The organism is Hydrogenophaga palleronii (genome assembly GCF_031457455.1).
Taxonomy (GTDB): domain Bacteria; phylum Pseudomonadota; class Gammaproteobacteria; order Burkholderiales; family Burkholderiaceae_C; genus Hydrogenophaga; species Hydrogenophaga palleronii_A.
Map to the genome: position 1 here is coordinate 143,176 of NZ_JAVDWU010000004.1, position 16,497 is coordinate 159,672.

The 16,497-nt window shown below is 62.1% G+C and carries 14 protein-coding genes; 10 read left to right on the top strand and 4 right to left on the bottom strand.

Going from position 1 to position 16,497, the window contains the following annotated elements; all coding sequences use genetic code 11:
- Window positions 1–54: 54 nt before the first annotated feature.
- The 3 genes from J2W49_RS10785 to J2W49_RS10795 all read left to right on the top strand — a co-directional run bounded on the left by J2W49_RS10785 (window position 55) and on the right by J2W49_RS10795 (window position 2,921).
- The gene (locus J2W49_RS10785) at window positions 55–1,188 is read left to right on the top strand and encodes a 3-deoxy-7-phosphoheptulonate synthase (protein WP_310315527.1); all 1,134 of its coding nucleotides are present in this window, start codon (window positions 55–57) and stop codon (window positions 1,186–1,188) included.
- A 234-nt stretch (window positions 1,189–1,422) separates the two neighbouring features.
- Window positions 1,423–2,427: a hypothetical protein gene (locus tag J2W49_RS10790; RefSeq protein WP_310315529.1), complete on the top strand. Its 1,005-nt coding sequence runs from the start codon at window positions 1,423–1,425 to the stop codon at window positions 2,425–2,427.
- Window positions 2,428–2,600: 173 nt separating this feature from the next.
- A complete protein-coding gene (locus J2W49_RS10795; protein ID WP_310315531.1) occupies window positions 2,601–2,921 on the top strand; it encodes a hypothetical protein in 321 nt (106 codons plus the stop codon).
- A gap of 224 nt (window positions 2,922–3,145) precedes the next feature.
- Here J2W49_RS10795 and mpl read toward each other — a convergent pair whose 3' ends face one another.
- Window positions 3,146–4,639 carry a UDP-N-acetylmuramate:L-alanyl-gamma-D-glutamyl-meso-diaminopimelate ligase gene (gene mpl, locus J2W49_RS10800; RefSeq protein WP_310315533.1) on the bottom strand — a complete coding sequence of 498 codons (1,494 nt, stop codon included), beginning with the start codon at window positions 4,637–4,639 and terminating at the stop codon, window positions 3,146–3,148.
- A gap of 83 nt (window positions 4,640–4,722) precedes the next feature.
- On the opposite strand from mpl, the gene J2W49_RS10805 reads away from it, so the two are divergent.
- The 7 genes from J2W49_RS10805 to J2W49_RS10835 all read left to right on the top strand — a co-directional run bounded on the left by J2W49_RS10805 (window position 4,723) and on the right by J2W49_RS10835 (window position 11,405).
- Window positions 4,723–5,340, top strand: a complete 618-nt coding sequence (locus J2W49_RS10805; RefSeq protein ID WP_310315534.1) for a hypothetical protein — start codon at window positions 4,723–4,725, stop codon at window positions 5,338–5,340.
- 50 nt (window positions 5,341–5,390) lie between these two features.
- Window positions 5,391–5,918, top strand: a complete 528-nt coding sequence (locus tag J2W49_RS10810; RefSeq protein WP_310315535.1) for a TlpA disulfide reductase family protein — start codon at window positions 5,391–5,393, stop codon at window positions 5,916–5,918.
- Window positions 5,919–6,162: 244 nt separating this feature from the next.
- Window positions 6,163–6,624, top strand: coding sequence for an acetyl-CoA carboxylase biotin carboxyl carrier protein (gene accB, locus J2W49_RS10815; RefSeq protein ID WP_310315537.1), 462 nt, complete (start codon window positions 6,163–6,165; stop codon window positions 6,622–6,624).
- Window positions 6,625–6,638: 14 nt separating this feature from the next.
- On the top strand, window positions 6,639–7,988 hold the full coding sequence (gene accC, locus J2W49_RS10820) for an acetyl-CoA carboxylase biotin carboxylase subunit (protein ID WP_310315539.1): 1,350 nt from the start codon (window positions 6,639–6,641) through the stop codon (window positions 7,986–7,988).
- A gap of 90 nt (window positions 7,989–8,078) precedes the next feature.
- Complete coding sequence (gene prmA / locus J2W49_RS10825) at window positions 8,079–8,966, top strand: 50S ribosomal protein L11 methyltransferase (RefSeq protein WP_310316299.1); 888 nt, start codon at window positions 8,079–8,081, stop codon at window positions 8,964–8,966.
- Between the two features lie 664 nt (window positions 8,967–9,630).
- The gene (locus J2W49_RS10830) at window positions 9,631–10,509 is read left to right on the top strand and encodes a DUF3426 domain-containing protein (protein ID WP_310315541.1); all 879 of its coding nucleotides are present in this window, start codon (window positions 9,631–9,633) and stop codon (window positions 10,507–10,509) included.
- A gap of 14 nt (window positions 10,510–10,523) precedes the next feature.
- Entirely contained in the window at window positions 10,524–11,405 is an 882-nt protein-coding gene (locus J2W49_RS10835) for a carbohydrate kinase family protein (RefSeq protein ID WP_310315542.1), read from the top strand.
- A 54-nt stretch (window positions 11,406–11,459) separates the two neighbouring features.
- Here the strand turns inward: J2W49_RS10835 and J2W49_RS10840 are convergent, their stop codons facing one another.
- The 3 genes from J2W49_RS10840 to J2W49_RS10850 all read right to left on the bottom strand — a co-directional run bounded on the left by J2W49_RS10840 (window position 11,460) and on the right by J2W49_RS10850 (window position 16,410).
- Window positions 11,460–11,987: a histone gene (locus J2W49_RS10840; protein ID WP_310316302.1), complete on the bottom strand. Its 528-nt coding sequence runs from the start codon at window positions 11,985–11,987 to the stop codon at window positions 11,460–11,462.
- A 222-nt stretch (window positions 11,988–12,209) separates the two neighbouring features.
- On the bottom strand, window positions 12,210–13,376 hold the full coding sequence (locus J2W49_RS10845; RefSeq protein WP_310315543.1) for a ribonucleotide-diphosphate reductase subunit beta: 1,167 nt from the start codon (window positions 13,374–13,376) through the stop codon (window positions 12,210–12,212).
- 142 nt (window positions 13,377–13,518) lie between these two features.
- Entirely contained in the window at window positions 13,519–16,410 is a 2,892-nt protein-coding gene (locus tag J2W49_RS10850) for a ribonucleoside-diphosphate reductase subunit alpha (RefSeq protein ID WP_310315545.1), read from the bottom strand.
- Between the last annotated feature and the right edge of the window lie 87 nt (window positions 16,411–16,497).

The window sequence follows — 16,497 nt, forward strand, 5'->3', positions numbered from 1 at the left end:
GCGGTTTTTTTTCGCCACCTGTTTTTCAGCCCAACCGACCTCAGGAGCCCATTGATGACCGCAAAAAATGCCCCCGTCAGCAGCGATGCCTGGCATGCCCGTCCAGTCGACAAAACCAGCCAGACCGACGACGAACGCATCAAGGACATCACCGTGCTGCCCCCTCCCGAACATTTGATCCGCTTCTTCCCGATTGGCGGTACCCCGGTGGAAGGCCTGATCAGCCGGACCCGGCGCCGCATTCACGACATGCTCCATGGCAAGGACGATCGCCTTCTGGTGGTGATCGGCCCGTGCTCCATTCACGATCCCGCTGCAGCCCTCGACTACGCGCGCCGCCTGAAACCGCTGCGCGACAAGTACGCCGACACGCTGGAAATCGTCATGCGGGTGTACTTTGAAAAGCCCCGGACCACCGTCGGCTGGAAAGGGCTGATCAACGACCCCTACCTCGATGAGAGTTTCCGCATTGACGAGGGTCTGCGCATCGCACGCCAGTTGCTGATCGAGATCAACCGTCAGGGCTTGCCTGCCGGCAGTGAGTTCCTGGACGTGATCTCGCCCCAGTACATCGGTGACCTGATCTCCTGGGGAGCCATTGGCGCCCGCACCACCGAAAGCCAGGTTCACCGTGAGCTGGCCTCGGGCCTGTCGGCACCGATCGGCTTCAAGAATGGCACCGATGGCAACATCAAAATCGCCACCGACGCGATTCAGGCGGCTGCGCGCGGGCACCATTTCCTGTCGGTGCACAAGAATGGTCAGGTGGCCATCGTCCAGACCAGTGGCAACAAAGACTGCCACGTGATCTTGCGCGGGGGCAAATCGCCCAATTACGATGCGGCGAGCGTGGCTGCGTCGGTCAAGGAACTGGAAGCGGCCAAGTTGCCCACCCGCCTGATGGTGGACTGCAGCCATGCCAACAGCAGCAAGCAGCACGAGAAGCAGTTGGAGGTGGCGCGCGACATCGCCGGGCAGATCGCTGCAGGGTCACGCAGCGTGTTCGGCGTGATGATTGAAAGCCACATCGAGGCAGGGGCGCAGAAGTTCACGCCCGGCAAGGACGATATGGCCAAGCTGACCTATGGGCAGAGCATCACCGACGCCTGCCTGGGCTGGGAAGACTCATTGCAAGCGCTCGACGTGCTCTCAAAATCGGTGCAGACTGCCCGGCAGAACAAGGGATGAAATGGGGACGGTTTGTCGCGCTGCATGAACGTGCGGAATTTCACGATCAATGGATCGGATGTGTCGAAATGTGTGTTGGGAACCGGTTGAAGTCGTTATCCTGAGGCGTGCTCTGTGTCCTTCCAGGACGCTGAGAGCTTGTGCGTCAATAGGCTATCGTTTTTTGGAGTGGATGTGGAACAGCCGGTACTTCGGCTCGGATTGCTTGGCTTCTCCGGGGCAGATATTGAGCGCATGAAGCGCTGGATAGCGCAGCATCAGCCAGGCTGGCCGCTGTGGTCCGTGTGCGATCCGCACAGCGCCGATGCATGGATGATCTGTGGCCAGTCGGTGGAGGTGCTGGGGAGAGACGCTCTGGTGATCAATCACGCTCACGAGTCTGGGCAGCAGTTCACCCTGAATCGGGCTGAAGTTGACCGGCCGCTGGCCTTTTCCACCCCGTTGCCCGAAGGCTTTGCGTCCGCCGAGTTTTTTGATGCTTCCGATGAAGGCAGTGTGCGCCAGCGGTTGCAGCGGTTCGAAGCCTGGCTGCGCCCGCTGCGTACCCAGTTCGCCTTGGGCGCGCTGCTGGTCGAGCGCATGCGCGAGTTTCCCAGAGGCGTTGTGCACCTCCTGCAGGAAGAAAAACTGATCGCGGTGATCGACATGGATCGAGGTCTGGTGGGTCTCCACACGCCCGCCAGACCGATCGACCTGGACATGGTGCGTTGGGTGGCGGCCGCGACCCCCTCGCATGACATTCCTCCTTCATTCATGCGCTTGTCGCTGCACCGGGTGTTGTGGACGTTTGCCGTGCGCACGGTGCGCCAGGTGCTGCCAGCGCGCTATCGCGAACGCACGATCTACCTGCGTCGGGTTCCCCGTGTACCGGCCCGGTGGTTTGAAGAATCTCACCTTCGCTTCATGCGTGAGCTGATGGTCAGGCCCGGCACCCTGGAGGAGATGCGGGCTCGCATGGATGTGAAGGATGTGGAGATCGAGCAATGCGCCACCGCCCTCTACTACGGTGGCGGGCTGACCACCGATCCGGAGAGTGCGCGTCGTGCCGAGCTCACAGCGCGGCGGGCTCTGGTGGCGCTGCATTTTGACAAGAGCTCTCCCGAAACCGTGGCGCACTCGCGTCCGGAAATTTCGGAGATGGCCGCTTTGTCCAGCATATTGAAGGACACGAGACATTCGCCTCTGCGCGCGGTGGCGCCAGGTCCGAACGAGCATCGGTACCTGAAGATGCCGTATTAGGGTGACGTTCAGCCTGATCAGCGTCGCATCGGGGTAGCGCGACACGATTGCCATCCGGCCTGCAGGGTGGCTGTGCATGGTCTGTGGGTCCAGGATTGGCATGGGGCCCGACCGGCGTCACAATCCATGAGCAGGTGGTCGAACGCCAAGGCACTTTTTCGAGGAGCATCAGCATGCGAAGTCAATTCACAGTGACCTGGGGCGAGCCCGCCACCTACCGTTTCGATCTGGATGAGGTGCAGCCGATGCCCCATGAGCTGGCGCGCACCTGGCTCGACGATCAATTCAACTTCTTTGGTTGCGATCCCATTCGGCCGACCGGCAAAGTGCTCACGGCTGACAAGATTCTGTGTGTGGCGCAGGCCGCCGGGGAAGAACGGTTCCGTGACATGGCGCATCGGGCCTGGGCCATGGCGTTTGCCCGCGCGGCAAGTGCCGCACTGGGCAAGCCAGCGGTCACGGTGGACGTGAAAGCACAGGCGCTGGCGTACTGACTAGAGACACCCCCGCAGCGCTTCGCGCTACCCCCTGAAGGGGGCGATACCAGTCGTCCGGCAAAGCCGGCCCGACGGTATCTCTGGACGGGAGCACTACGCTTCGGAAGGGCTTTGGGATCTCCCCGCGGTGTTTTGGCTCCCGCTCGATGGGGCGACGCCATTGGTCCTTCCTGAGCCTGTTGAAGGGTGATCAGGCAGAGCCCAGAGTGGAACTGTCTGGGTCAGGTCTTCTTCGCCAGCGCATTCAGCAGCAATTGGTGCACGCCGCCAAACCCGCCGTTGCTCATGCAGACGATGTGATCGCCCGGCTGGGCCGAGGCGACAATCTGGCTCACCAGGGTGGGAATGTCTGAAGCCACTTGAGCACGACTTCCCAAGGGAAGCAGGGTGTCGGCGGCGTTCCAGTCGAGCCCCCCCGCATGACAGAAGGCCAGATCGGCCTGTTCCAGGCTCCACGGCAACTGCGACTTGATGGTGCCCAGTTTCATGGTGTTGCTGCGCGGCTCGAACACGGCAAGGATGCGGCCACCGCCGGCCTGGCTTTCTCCCAGGTGGCGGCGCAGACCATCCAGGGTCGTCCTGATGGCGGTGGGGTGGTGGGCGAAGTCGTCATAGACGGTGATGGCACCACCACCTGGGCAGACCACTGAGCCGCGCACTTCCATGCGACGGCGCACGTTCTCGAATCGGTGCAAGGCAAGGGCCGCAGCGTCTGGTGCCACGCCCACATGACTGGCTGCCGCGATGGCGGCCAGCGCATTGAGCTGGTTGTGCACGCCAGTGAGGCCCCACTCCACCCGGGCCACTTTCTTTCCCCGGAGCAGCACGTCAAAAGCATGCGGTTCGCCCTGGGCCGTGAAGTCGCTGACGGTGGAGCCGAAGGTGTGAACCCTGCTCCAGTGGCCCATGTGCAGCACGCGGTCCAGGCTTTCCTCCAGCCCGTTCACCACCAGCATCCCGGAGCCTGGCACAGTGCGCACCAAGTGGTGGAATTGCCGTTCGATTGCCGTCAGATCGTCGAAGATGTCTGCATGATCGAACTCTAGGTTGTTCAGGATGGCGGTTCGCGGCCGGTAGTGGACAAATTTGCTGCGTTTGTCGAAGAAGGCCGTGTCGTATTCGTCTGCCTCGATCACGAACAGCGGCATGGAGGCACGTTTCGCCGCCGGGCCGCCCCAAGGCGAAACAGCCCCCTCGGGGGGCAGCGAACCACGCGTAGCGGGGAGCGTGGGGGCCACATCCCCCAGCCTGGCCGATACGCCGAAATTCAGTGGCACGCCACCCACGAGAAAGCCCGGCTCAAGTCCGGCACATTCCAGTATCCATGTCAACATGGCTGTGGTGGTGGTCTTGCCATGCGTGCCGGCCACCGCCAGCACGTGCCTGCCCTGCAGCACGTGGTCTGCCAGCCACTGTGGCCCGCTGGTGTAAGGTGCTCCGCTCTCCAGAATGGCTTCCATCAAGGGGAATTTCGGCGTACCGTCTGGCAGACGGGCTCTGCTGACCACATTGCCCACCACGTACATGTCAGGCTGCAGGGCCAGTTGATCGGCGCCATAGCCTTCCATCAGATCGATGCCCAGGGCCTGAAGCTGGTCACTCATGGGGGGGTAGACCGCGCTGTCACAGCCAGTGACGCGATGCCCGGCCTCCCGCGCCAGAGCGGCCAGGCCGCCCATGAAAGTGCCGCAAATGCCCAGGATATGTATATGCATGGGCGAGATTCTAGGGCGCGCCTTCAATAGGGCCTGTGGTCGGATCGGCACGTCCTGAATCCATCAGCGGGCACAATGGACCCATGAACATTCATCGAGCAGATCCCCTCGAAGAAATTGCAGCCGTGGCCGCGCGCATGGTGGTGGAAGAAGGGCTGGACTTTGCGGCGGCCAAACGCCGGGCGATCAAGCAGATGGGCTTGGGCGTGCGCACGGCCATGCCCGACAACGCGAGCATGGAGGCGGCCGTGCGCGAGTACATTGCCGTGTTCTGCTCGGAATCACAGGCCGAAGAACTGCGGGCATTGCGCGAAACCGCCTTGGTTTGGATGGATCGGTTGTCCCGTTTTCGCCCCCACTTGTCGGGGGCGGCCTGGCATGGCTGGGCGACACGCCACAGCGACATCCACCTGCACCTTTTTTGCGACGACCCCAAGGAGGCCGAATGGGCGCTGCTTGACCATCGGGTGGACTACCACCCGGGCATGGCCACCGGCCGAAGCGGTGAACCGGTGCAGGCGCTCACTTTGCGCACCCGGTGCGACGCATTGGCGCAGTGGGTGCTGGTGCATCTGATGGTGCACGATCTTGATGACCTGCGCGGTGCGTTGCGCCCCGATACGGAAGGCAGAAAACCGCGTGGTGACGCTGCGGCGGTGCGCAGCCTGTTGGCCACGCCGTCGGGTGAGGTCGAAGCATGAGCGCAGCTCCAGAGCACTCCAAGGTTGGACCGCTTGGCGAGGATGGTCCCATGAGCCTGCGACGCAGATACTTGTTGACCGCAGCGGTGGGGGTAGGGGCGCTGGGCGCGGGCGCAGGTGTGGCCTGGTGGCGGTTCCATCCAGCGGCGGTGGCGTCAGATGCTGAGGTGGCGTTCTGGGGTGCCCAGTTCGATGGGCCTTCGGGCGAGACTGTGCGGCTGGCGGATTGGCGTGGTCGCCCCCTGCTCGTGAATTTCTGGGCCACGTGGTGTCCGCCCTGTGTGGAGGAACTGCCGCTGCTGAATGCCTTCCATGCCAATCAGGCGGCCAAGGGCTGGCAGGTGCTTGGTCTGGCGGTGGACCAAGCCGGCGCGGTGCGCAAATTCCTTCAACAGCTGCCGCTGAGTTTCCCCGTCGGCATGGCCGGGTTCGCGGGCACGGAACTCAGCCGTTCGCTGGGCAACCTGACGGGCGGCCTGCCTTTTACCGTGGTGTTTGATGAAGCGGGGCAGGTTGCCCATCGCAAGATCGGTCAGGTGTCGCAGGCGGACCTGAAGCTGTGGGCGCAACTGATGTGAGCCAGGGCTTTGTGCCCAGATGCCAGTTTTTCATCAACTTGCTGTGAAAGTCGGTGAAACCGGGCGAAAAGTGCTGAAATATTGAGCTTTGCCTTGGAGGGCGTCGTCCGACGCCCGGTCGATTCAGATGGTGCCGATCATTGTGTCATCGTGTACACTGCGACACCTTTTTCGGGTTGGCAGGTTTTTCCGTTGGTAAATAGGAGAACTTAAGTCGACTTGAGCGATTTTCGTTGGAGATACCATGGATTTAAGAAAACTCAAGACCCTGATCGATCTGGTGTCGGAATCGAACGTGTCCGAGCTTGAGATTACCGAAGCCGAAGGCAAGGTCAGGATTGTGAAGAGTCCGCCTGCCAGTGCCGCGGCCCCCGTGACCTACACCATGGCGCCTGCCCCAGCCACAGCACCCAGCGCACCCGTGCCGGCGGCACCCGCTGTTGAAGTGGCGGCACCCCCTGTCCAGCCGCAGGGCCACACCGTCAAGTCGCCCATGGTGGGTACCTTTTACCGCGCTTCCAGCCCCGGTGCCAAGCCGTTTGTCGAAATCGGCGATTCGATCAAGGAAGGCGAGACCATCTGCATTGTTGAAGCGATGAAGATCCTCAACGAAATCGAGGCCGACAAGTCTGGCACCGTGACCCAGATCCTGGTGGAAAACGGGCAAGCTGTCGAATACGGCCAGCCTCTTTACGTGATCGAATAACCGGCTGGGAGCCCATGTTCAAGAAAATCCTGATCGCCAACCGTGGCGAAATCGCCTTGAGGGTGCAGCGTGCCTGCCGGGAAATGGGCATCAAGGCGGTGATGGTGTATTCCGAAGCCGACCGTGATGCCAAGTACGTGCGTCTGGCCGACGAGGCGGTCTGCATTGGTCCGGCATCGAGCACGCACAGCTACCTCAACATGCCTGCCATCATCTCGGCGGCCGAGGTGACCGATGCCGAAGCCATTCACCCGGGCTACGGCTTCCTGTCTGAAAACGCCGACTTTGCCGAGCGGGTGGAGCGCAGCGGGTTCACCTTCATCGGACCCACCCCTGAGTCCATTCGCCTGATGGGCGACAAGGTTTCGGCCAAGCAGGCCATGATCCGCGCCGGCGTGCCCTGTGTGCCCGGCTCCGAAGGCGCCCTGCCGGACGATCCCGTGGTGATCAAGCGCACCGCCAAAGCGGTGGGCTACCCGGTGATCATCAAGGCCGCTGGCGGCGGCGGTGGGCGCGGCATGCGCGTGGTGCACACCGAAGCCGCGCTGTTGCACGCCGTGCAGACCACCAAGGCCGAGGCCGGTGCTGCGTTCGGCAACCCCGAGGTGTACATGGAGAAGTTTCTCCAGAACCCTCGCCACATCGAGATCCAGATCCTGGCCGACACGCACCGCAACGCGGTGTACCTGGGCGAGCGCGACTGCTCCATGCAGCGGCGTCACCAGAAGGTCATCGAAGAAGCACCCGCACCCGGCATTCCGCGCCGCCTGATCGAGAAGATCGGTGACCGTTGCGCCACGGCCTGCAAGAAGATCGGCTACCGGGGAGCGGGCACTTTCGAATTCCTCTACGAGAACGGCGAGTTCTATTTCATCGAGATGAACACGCGCGTCCAGGTGGAGCACCCCGTCACCGAGTGGATTTCCGGCGTGGACATCGTGCGCACGCAGATCGCCGTGGCCGCGGGCGAGAAGCTGCCGTTCACCCAGCGTCAGATCCAGCTGCGTGGCCATGCCATTGAATGCCGGATCAATGCCGAGGACGCGTACAAGTTCACGCCTTCACCGGGTCGCATCACCACCTGGCATGCACCGGGCGGTCCGGGCGTGCGTGTGGATTCGCATGCCTACACCAACTACTTCGTGCCGCCGAACTACGACTCCATGATCGGCAAGATCATCGTGCACGGCGACACCCGGGAGCAGGCCCTGGCGCGCATGCGCACCGCGTTGGCGGAAACCGTGATCGAAGGCATCAAGACCAACATTCCCCTGCACAGGGAATTGATGGTGGACGCCAATTTCGTGACCGGCGGAACCAACATCCATTATTTGGAAGAGTGGTTGTCTCAGCGTGATCGCTGAGATGTCTGGTGACGTGCCCGTGGCGCTTTGCCAGCTGGAATGGCAGCTCGCCTGATTTGACATCTTCCTCGAGCTTGATTCATGGCGTCCCTGTTTGAACTGGTTTTGCTGGTCCCGGAATCGGCGGTCGAGTCTGTCAGCGATGCACTGGACGCGCTCGACGCGCTCAGCGTATCGGTCGAAGACGCAGATGCCCTGACGCCCGCAGAGTCGGCCTTGTTCGGAGAGCCGGGCATGCCGCCACCCAAGGACGGTTGGCAACGATCCCGCGTGGTTGCCTTGTTCTCCGAGGAAGCGGCGGCCCGCGATGCCGCCCGACTGTTGGCCCTGCAGGACTTCTTTGTCGGTTGCCAGACGCTGGGCGTGCAAAGCGTCGCCGAACAGGACTGGGTGCGTCTGACGCAATCCCAGTTTGAACCGGTTGAAATCACGCCCACGTTCTGGATCGTGCCGAGCTGGCATGAACCTCCGGCCGCGGCGCAGCAAGTGATTCGCCTCGATCCAGGGCTGGCGTTTGGGACGGGAACGCACCCCACCACCCGCATGTGCCTGCGCTGGACCGCGCAACGCGACCAGACCGCGCGCCGTGTGCTGGACTACGGCTGTGGCTCTGGCATTCTGGCCATCGGTGCCGCCAAGTTTGGTGCAAGTGACATCGTGGCGGTTGACATCGATCCGGCTGCCGTGGAAGCCACCCGACTCAATGCAGCCGCCAACCATGTGACACTGCAAGCGGGTCTGCCGGACCTGGCCCATGGCGTGTTTGATCTGGTACTGGCCAACATTCTGGCCACCCCGCTCAAAGTGCTGGCCCCCTTGCTCTGTGCCCATGTGGCTGAGGGGGGCGGTCAGCTTGTGCTGGCCGGCATTCTTGCTCGCCAGGCCGATGAGCTGCGCGACGCGTACGCGCCTTGGGTGGCGCTTGAAGTCAGTGACGAGGAAGAGGGCTGGATCCTCATGACCGCAGCCAAACGCTGAAAGCAGTGGCTGCCCCGGTTGACCTGGTCAGGCCGCAGCCGGCTGCAATAATCGGAGCATGAGTTACACCACTCGCTGTCCTGCTTGCGGAACGATGTTCCGGGTCGTCCCTGACCAACTCAAGATTTCCGATGGCTGGGTGCGTTGTGGCCACTGCGCCGATGTCTTTGACGCCACCTTGCACCTCGAAACCTGGGTGCCTCCCGCCAGCGCGCCGGACCTCGCTCGACCGCCCGTTTCCGCGCCACCCCCACCGCCGGCCACGCCGCCCAGTGCACCGTCTGCCACGGATGGTACGGGCGTGGATGTGGAATTGCCCGAAGCGCCCTCAACGCTGAGAACGGATCGATTCATCCGGCGAGAGCAGCGGACCCAGGTCGGCGTTGCCACAGGTGTTTCGGGTGATGCCACGCCCTCGAAGGCAGGGCTGATCCAGCGCCGATCACCGATCGACCCGCCGGCGGCAAGACCGCCAGCAAACGGCCTTCGTGCGGATGACCCGATCAAGTCGCCTGCCGGTGGCGGCGACCCATTTGATGTCACCATGCCAGCGCCCCTGGAGGGGGGAACCGCCAAAACCTCTGAACAGATGCCGCCGCCCTCCGCAGGCGCAGCGCCCAGAAGGGTGCCCGGTTCGCCACCCAGGCGTGGGCCGACGTCCACCATGGTGGGACCGAGTGATCCCCCAGTTTCATCGGGTGCTGTGCAGGACAACCCGGAGGCGGGAGAAGCCGATTTTTTGACGGAGCTGCAGCGCTTTGCCGCCAAGGCAAGCGGCGAAGAGCCGAAATCAGAAGCTGCGCAACCTGACTTCAGGTTGAAACGCTCCATGGTGAAAGCCAAGGGGCAAGAAGCGCCGCCTGCTGCACCGCCTTCACCTGCTCCTTCGCAGTCGCCTTCAACCGACGGCGGCGAGCCGGTTCTGTCGCCCGCGGTGTCAAAAACCCCTGTGCCGCCTGCGGCAGTGGTGGGCGAAGCAGAAAAAGAAAAAGAAAAAGAAGAGGTGGAGCCACCGCCGCCTGCGGAACCGGAGTTCATCCTGCAGGCACGGCGTCGTGCCTATTGGCAAACACCCGGCATGCGTGCCCTGCTCGCCGGTTCGGTGTTGTTGCTGGCCAGCCTGCTGGTAGCGCAGTGGGCCTTGTTTGAACGCAACCGCCTGGTGGCCTGGAAGCCAGGACTGCAGCCCACCTTCCAGGCCTTGTGTAGCGCACTGGGTTGCACGCTGGCACCGGTCCAACGCATCGATGCGATCGTGATCGATAGTACGGCGCTGGTTCGGCGGCTGGGCAACTTCTATTCCTTTGATCTGGTGCTCAAGAACACCGCGCCCATCAGCGTGGCCACGCCGGCGCTGGAACTGAGTCTGACCGACGCTGGCGACAACGTCATTTCTCGCCGGGTGTTTCTGCCGAAAGATTTGCCGGCGGTACCCGAATTGCTGGCCGCAGGCAGTTCCTTGTCCGTCAGCCTGCGCCTGTCCATCGCCGTTGGCGATTCGTTGCCAATGGCGGGCTACCGCGCACTGGTTTTTTATCCCTGAATCTGGAATTCCTCATGGCCATTCTTGTTTGCGGCTCTCTCGCGTTCGACACCATCATGACCTATGAAGGGCGCTTTGCCGAACAGATACTGCCCAGCCAGTTGCACATCCTCAATGTGTCCTTTCTGGTGCCCGGTTTGCGTCGCGAATTCGGTGGTTGTGCCGGCAACATCGCCTATGGTCTTCGCCAGCTCGGCGCGCAGGCGGTGCCCTTGGCAGCCATGGGCAGCGACGGGCAAGACTATCTGGAGCGGCTGGCGGGGCTGGGCGTCGACACGGCCCATGTGCAGCGCGTGGAAGACAGCTACACCGCGCAAGCGATGATCATGACCGATCTCGACAACAATCAGATCACCGCCTTTCATCCCGGGGCAATGTCCAGCGCGCACCTGAACCCGGTGCCATCCCGCACCGACATTGCCGTGGCCATCGTCGCACCGGATGGCCGCGACGCGATGCTGGTTCATTCCAGGCAGTTGCACGATGCGGGCATTCCTTTTGTGTTTGATCCAGGCCAGGGCCTGCCCATGTTCAATGGCGAAGAGCTGCGGGGTTTCATTGAGCTGGCGAGCTGGGTCACGGTGAACGACTACGAAGCCAAGATGCTGACCGATCGCACCGGACTCAGTCTGGAGGGCATTGCCGAACAGGTTCGGGGACTTGTGGTCACGCTGGGCGAACAGGGTTGCGAAGTCTGGGCGGATGGTCAGAAAACGCTGGTGCCAGGGGTGAAGGCGACCGCGGTGCTCGACCCCACGGGTTGCGGCGACGCGTTCCGTGCGGCGCTGCTGCACGGCATTGAACAGGGCTGGTCGATGCAGCAGTGCGTTGAACTGGGCAACCGCATGGGGGCGCTGAAGATCGCCAGCAGGGGTGGCCAGAACTACAGCCTATAAACAAAAAAAGCCCGACGCTTGCGCGCCGGGCCATTGCACTTCAGATGAAGATCTTCAGGGCTTGCTGGACGTAGGAAACGGCCAGGCAGCCTGAGGGTTCAGCTTCGTTTGTGCTGGAGGGGCCGCAGGGGCTGCCGGCTTCTTGGCCGGCTCAGCTTTTTTTGCTGGGGCTGCCTTTTTCACAGGTGCGGCCTTCTTGGCGGGCGCAGCTTTCTTGGCAGGTGCAGCCTTCTTCGCTGGTGCAGCCTTCTTAGCCGGTGCGGCCTTCTTAGCCGGTGCGGCCTTCTTCGCTGGTGCAGCTTTCTTCGCTGGTGCAGCCTTCTTAGCCGGTGCGGCTTTCTTCGCCGGTGCAGCCTTCTTAGCCGGTGCGGCCTTCTTAGCCGGTGCGGCTTTCTTCGCTGGTGCAGCCTTCTTAGCCGGTGCGGCTTTCTTCGCTGGTGCAGCCTTCTTAGCCGGTGCAGCTTTCTTCGCTGGTGCAGCCTTCTTAGCCGGTGCAGCTTTCTTCGCTGGTGCAGCTTTCTTAGCCGGTGCGGCTTTCTTCACGACGGCCTTTTTGGCCGGGGCTTTTTTCGCAGTTGCCATTATTTTCTCCTTGATCAAGTTGCAAAGAGCACTTCATGAGCACGTTCGCCCACGAAATGATTCAAAGCCCTGGGGTCCAGTGGATGCATCCACGAACGACGCCAAGGCGCTGAATTCAGTGACAAAACCCTGCCGCGGACGCCAGTGCGCCGAGTGCAGGGTTTTGAATGTTGAAGACACATGTGATGGTGAGTGACTGCGTTAAGCCCCGGTGGAAGGGGTTCAGTCCCAGGACAGGGCGCCGCCTGTCTGGTACTCAATGACACGGGTTTCGAAAAAATTGCGTTCCTTCTTGAGGTCGATCATCTCGCTCATCCAGGGGAACGGATTTTCTTCGTTGGGGAACATGGGCTCGAGGCCAATCTGCGTGGCGCGCCGGTTGGCGATGTAGCGCAGGTAGCCCTTGAACATGGAAGCGTTCATGCCCAGCACGCCGCGCGGCATGGTGTCTTCGGCATAGCGGTATTCCAGCTCCACGGCCTTGAGGAACAGTTCTTTGATCTCGGCCTTGAACTCGGCCGTCCACAGCAACGGGTTCTCCATCTTGATCGCATTGATCAGGTCGATGCCGAAGTTGCAGTGCATGGATTCATCGCGCAGGATGTACTGGTACTGCTCGGCGGCACCGGTCATCTTGTTCTGGCGACCCAGCGCCAGGATCTGCGTGAAGCCCACATAGAAGAACAGGCCTTCCATCAGGCAGGCAAAAACGATCAGGCTCTTGAGCAGGCGCTGGTCGGTCTCGGGCGTGCCGGTGTGGAAGTTCGGGTCCATGATCGCTTCGATGAAGGGGATCAGGAACTGGTCCTTGTCGCGGATCGACTGGACTTCGTTGTAGGCGTTGAAGATCTCGGACTCGTCCAGACCGAGCGACTCCACGATGTACTGGTACGCGTGCGTGTGGATCGCTTCTTCGAACGCCTGGCGCAACAGAAATTGACGGCACTCGGGCGCGGTGATGTGGCGGTAGGTACCCAGCACGATGTTGTTGGCGGCCAGCGAGTCGGCGGTGACGAAGAAGCCGAGGTTGCGTTTGACGATGCGGCGCTCGTCTTCGGTCAGACCGTTCGGGTCTTTCCAGAGTGCAATGTCCCGGCTCATGTTCACTTCCTGCGGCATCCAGTGGTTGGCGCAGGTGGCGAGGTATTTTTCCCAGGCCCACTTGTACTTGAACGGCACCAGCTGGTTGACGTCGGTCTGGCCGTTGATGATGCGTTTGTCGGCCGCGTTGACACGACGCGCGCCAGAAGCCGGTGAGGCCTTGACTTCGGAAGGGGAAGAGGAGGGGACCGCACCTGACAGTGACGCTTGCACACCCGGCACAGCAGATGCAAGTGGAAGAGGGGCGGGCTTCGAGGAGGGAGTGACTTGTTCGTCCCAGGTCAACATAGTGGTGTCCAATTCATCGGATTATCGAAGTGTCAGCATGAAAAGCAAAGGACTCATGCACTCATTGATGGTTTTGTGTTGCGGTGTCGCATCGAATGCGCGATGTTCGACACCGCAAAGCATCGCGCAATGCGCAGCGCAATCACTGGCAGGCTTCACATCCGGGATCGTCAATCGCACAGAACTTCACATCGGTCGCAGCTTCAACAGGTGCATAGGTCGCTTCAGGTGCGTGCATCGATGCATCGCTTCCGCCCACTGCCACTGCGTTGAGTTGACCCGTGCGGCCCGTTGATTTCTCTGCCTGTGTGGCCGAGGTGGTGCGCAGGTAGTAGGTGGTCTTGAGGCCACGCAACCATGCGAGTTTGTAGGTGTCGTCGAGTTTCTTGCCCGATGCGCCCGCCATGTAGATGTTCAGGCTCTGTGCCTGGTCGATCCACTTCTGACGACGCGCCGCGGCTTCCACCAGCCACAGCGGTTCGACTTCGAATGCGGTGGCATACAACGCCTTCACGTCTTGCGGTACGCGGTCGATGGGGCGCAGCGATCCGTCGAAGTGCTTGAGGTCCATGACCATCACGTCGTCCCAAAGGCCGAGGCGCTTCAGGTCTTTCACGAGGTAGCCGTTGATCACGGTGAACTCGCCGGAGAGGTTGGACTTGACCGAGAGGTTGCCGAAGCAGGGCTCGATGGAAGCGTCCACGCCGATGATGTTGGAGATGGTGGCGGTGGGGGCGATGGCCACGCAGTTGGAGTTGCGCATGCCGTCGACAGCGATCTTGTCGCGCAGCGCATTCCAGTCCATGGTGCTGGAGCGGTCCACATCGACATAGCCACCGCGCTCGGTGCTCAACATCTGCAGGGTGTCCAGCGGCAGGATGCCCTGGTCCCACAACGAGCCCTTGAAGCTGGCGTACTTGCCGCGCTCGCGCGCCAGTTCGGTCGACGCCCAGTAGGCGTAGTAGCAGACGGCTTCCATGGAACGGTCGGCAAAGGCCACCGCCTCGCTGGAAGCATAAGGAATGCGCAGTTCGTAGAGTGCATCCTGGAAGCCCATCACACCCAGGCCCACCGGACGGTGGCGCATGTTGGAGTCACGCGCCTTCTTCACCGCGTAGTAGTTGATGTCGATCACGTTGTCGAGCATGCGCATCGCCGTGGTGATCGTCTTCTGCAGCTTCTCGCGGTCGATGTCACCGTCCTTGACGTGCTGCAGCAGATTGATCGAGCCCAGGTTGCAGACGGCGGTTTCGGTGTCGCTGGTGTTGAGCGTGATTTCGGTGCAGAGGTTGGAGCTGTGCACCACGCCCGCGTGCTGCTGCGGTGAGCGCACGTTGCAGGCGTCCTTGAACGTGATCCAGGGGTGGCCGGTCTCGAACAGCATCGAGAGCATCTTCCGCCACAGGTCGGTGGCGGGCACCTTGCGGTAGGGCTTGATCTCGCCGCGTGCGGCCCTTTCTTCATAGGCCACGTAGGCGCGTTCGAAGTCGGCACCGAAGCGGTCGTGCAGGTCGGGCACGTCGTTGGGCGAGAACAGGCTCCACTCGCCCTTCTCCATCACGCGCTTCATGAACAGGTCGGGGATCCAGTTCGCCGTGTTCATGTCGTGCGTGCGGCGGCGGTCGTCGCCAGTGTTCTTGCGCAGCTCCAGGAACTCTTCGATGTCGAGGTGCCAGGTTTCCAGGTAGGTGCAGACCGCGCCCTTGCGCTTGCCGCCCTGGTTCACCGCCACAGCGGTGTCGTTGACCACCTTCAGGAACGGCACCACGCCTTGCGACTCGCCGTTGGTGCCCTTGATGTGGGCGCCGAGCGCGCGCACGCGGGTCCAGTCGTTGCCCAGGCCGCCGGCGAATTTGGACAGCAGCGCGTTTTCCTTGATGGACTCGTAGATGCCGTCGAGATCGTCGGGCACGGTGGTGAGGTAGCAGCTGGAGAGCTGCGAGCGCAGCGTGCCGCTGTTGAACAGCGTGGGGGTGGACGACATGAAGTCGAACGAGGAGAGCACTTCGTAGAACTCGATGGCGCGGGCTTCGCGGTCGATCTCATTGAGCGACAGGCCCATGGCCACGCGCATGAAGAAGGCCTGTGGCAATTCGATGCGGCTCTTGCGCACGTGCAGGAAATAGCGGTCGTACAGGGTCTGCAGACCGAGGTAGTCGAACTGCAGGTCGCGCTCGGGCTTGAGTGCGGCGCCCAGTCGTGCCAGGTCGAACTGCTGCAGCTTCTCGTCGAGCAGTTCGTTCTGCACACCTTTTTTGATGAACTGCGGAAAGTATTCGGCGTAGCGCGCACCCATTTCGCTGGACGGCACTTCTTCACCGATCACTTCCTTGACGATGGTGTGCAGCAACAGGCGCGCGGTGGCGTAGGTGTAGTCGGGGTCTTTTTCGATCAGCGTGCGCGCGGCCAGGATCGAGGCCTTGTAGACCTCTTCGATCGGCACGCCGTCGTACAGGTTGCGCTTGGTTTCGGCGACGATGGGGTCTGCCTTGACGTCGTTGCCCAGGCCCTTGCAGGCGTCTTCGATCAGGTGCTGAAGGCGGTTCAGGTCCAGCGGCACGCGCTGGCCACCATCGATCACGTGCAGTTCCACCTCTGCGACGGCCGGTTTCGCCTGGTGGGCGCGCTCCTGCGTGCGGCGCTCGCGGTACAGCACGTAGGCACGGGCCACTTCATGGTGGCCGCTGCGCATCAGGCCGAGTTCCACGTGGTCTTGCACATCTTCAATATGAAAGGTGCCACCGCCCGGACGCGAACGAACCAGGGCCTTCACCACGGTTTGGGTGAGGGCGTCGACCGTCTCGCGCACGCTGGCAGACGCCGCGCCCTGGGTGCCATGCACGGCCAGGAAAGCCTTCATCAGCGCCACGGCGATCTTGCTGGGTTCAAAGGACACCACAGCGCCGTTGCGGCGAATGATCTGGTAATGGCTGTAGGCGGCATTGGCCGAGCCCGTTGAAGGTTTGGGTGAAACCGGTGCAGCCAGGCTGGCAGAGATGGAAGGCTGGGTGGTGGAAGATGATGTGGTCTGCATGGTTCCTCTTTCGATTGTTTTGTGTGTCCGGGCGCTGGGGCGCCCGTTCTGGTCGAGCGGTAGCGGCATGCCGGTTCCTGGTCCGGT

Coding starts and splice junctions, on each gene's coding strand:
- J2W49_RS10785 (WP_310315527.1), top strand. CDS start 55: ATGACCGCAAAAAATGCCCCCGTCAGCAGCGATGCCTGGCATGCCCGT.
- J2W49_RS10790 (WP_310315529.1), top strand. CDS start 1,423: ATGAAGCGCTGGATAGCGCAGCATCAGCCAGGCTGGCCGCTGTGGTCC.
- J2W49_RS10795 (WP_310315531.1), top strand. CDS start 2,601: ATGCGAAGTCAATTCACAGTGACCTGGGGCGAGCCCGCCACCTACCGT.
- mpl (WP_310315533.1), bottom strand. CDS start 4,639: ATGCATATACATATCCTGGGCATTTGCGGCACTTTCATGGGCGGCCTG.
- J2W49_RS10805 (WP_310315534.1), top strand. CDS start 4,723: ATGAACATTCATCGAGCAGATCCCCTCGAAGAAATTGCAGCCGTGGCC.
- J2W49_RS10810 (WP_310315535.1), top strand. CDS start 5,391: ATGAGCCTGCGACGCAGATACTTGTTGACCGCAGCGGTGGGGGTAGGG.
- accB (WP_310315537.1), top strand. CDS start 6,163: ATGGATTTAAGAAAACTCAAGACCCTGATCGATCTGGTGTCGGAATCG.
- accC (WP_310315539.1), top strand. CDS start 6,639: ATGTTCAAGAAAATCCTGATCGCCAACCGTGGCGAAATCGCCTTGAGG.
- J2W49_RS10830 (WP_310315541.1), top strand. CDS start 9,631: ATGGTGGGACCGAGTGATCCCCCAGTTTCATCGGGTGCTGTGCAGGAC.
- J2W49_RS10835 (WP_310315542.1), top strand. CDS start 10,524: ATGGCCATTCTTGTTTGCGGCTCTCTCGCGTTCGACACCATCATGACC.
- J2W49_RS10840 (WP_310316302.1), bottom strand. CDS start 11,987: ATGGCAACTGCGAAAAAAGCCCCGGCCAAAAAGGCCGTCGTGAAGAAA.
- J2W49_RS10845 (WP_310315543.1), bottom strand. CDS start 13,376: ATGTTGACCTGGGACGAACAAGTCACTCCCTCCTCGAAGCCCGCCCCT.
- J2W49_RS10850 (WP_310315545.1), bottom strand. CDS start 16,410: ATGCAGACCACATCATCTTCCACCACCCAGCCTTCCATCTCTGCCAGC.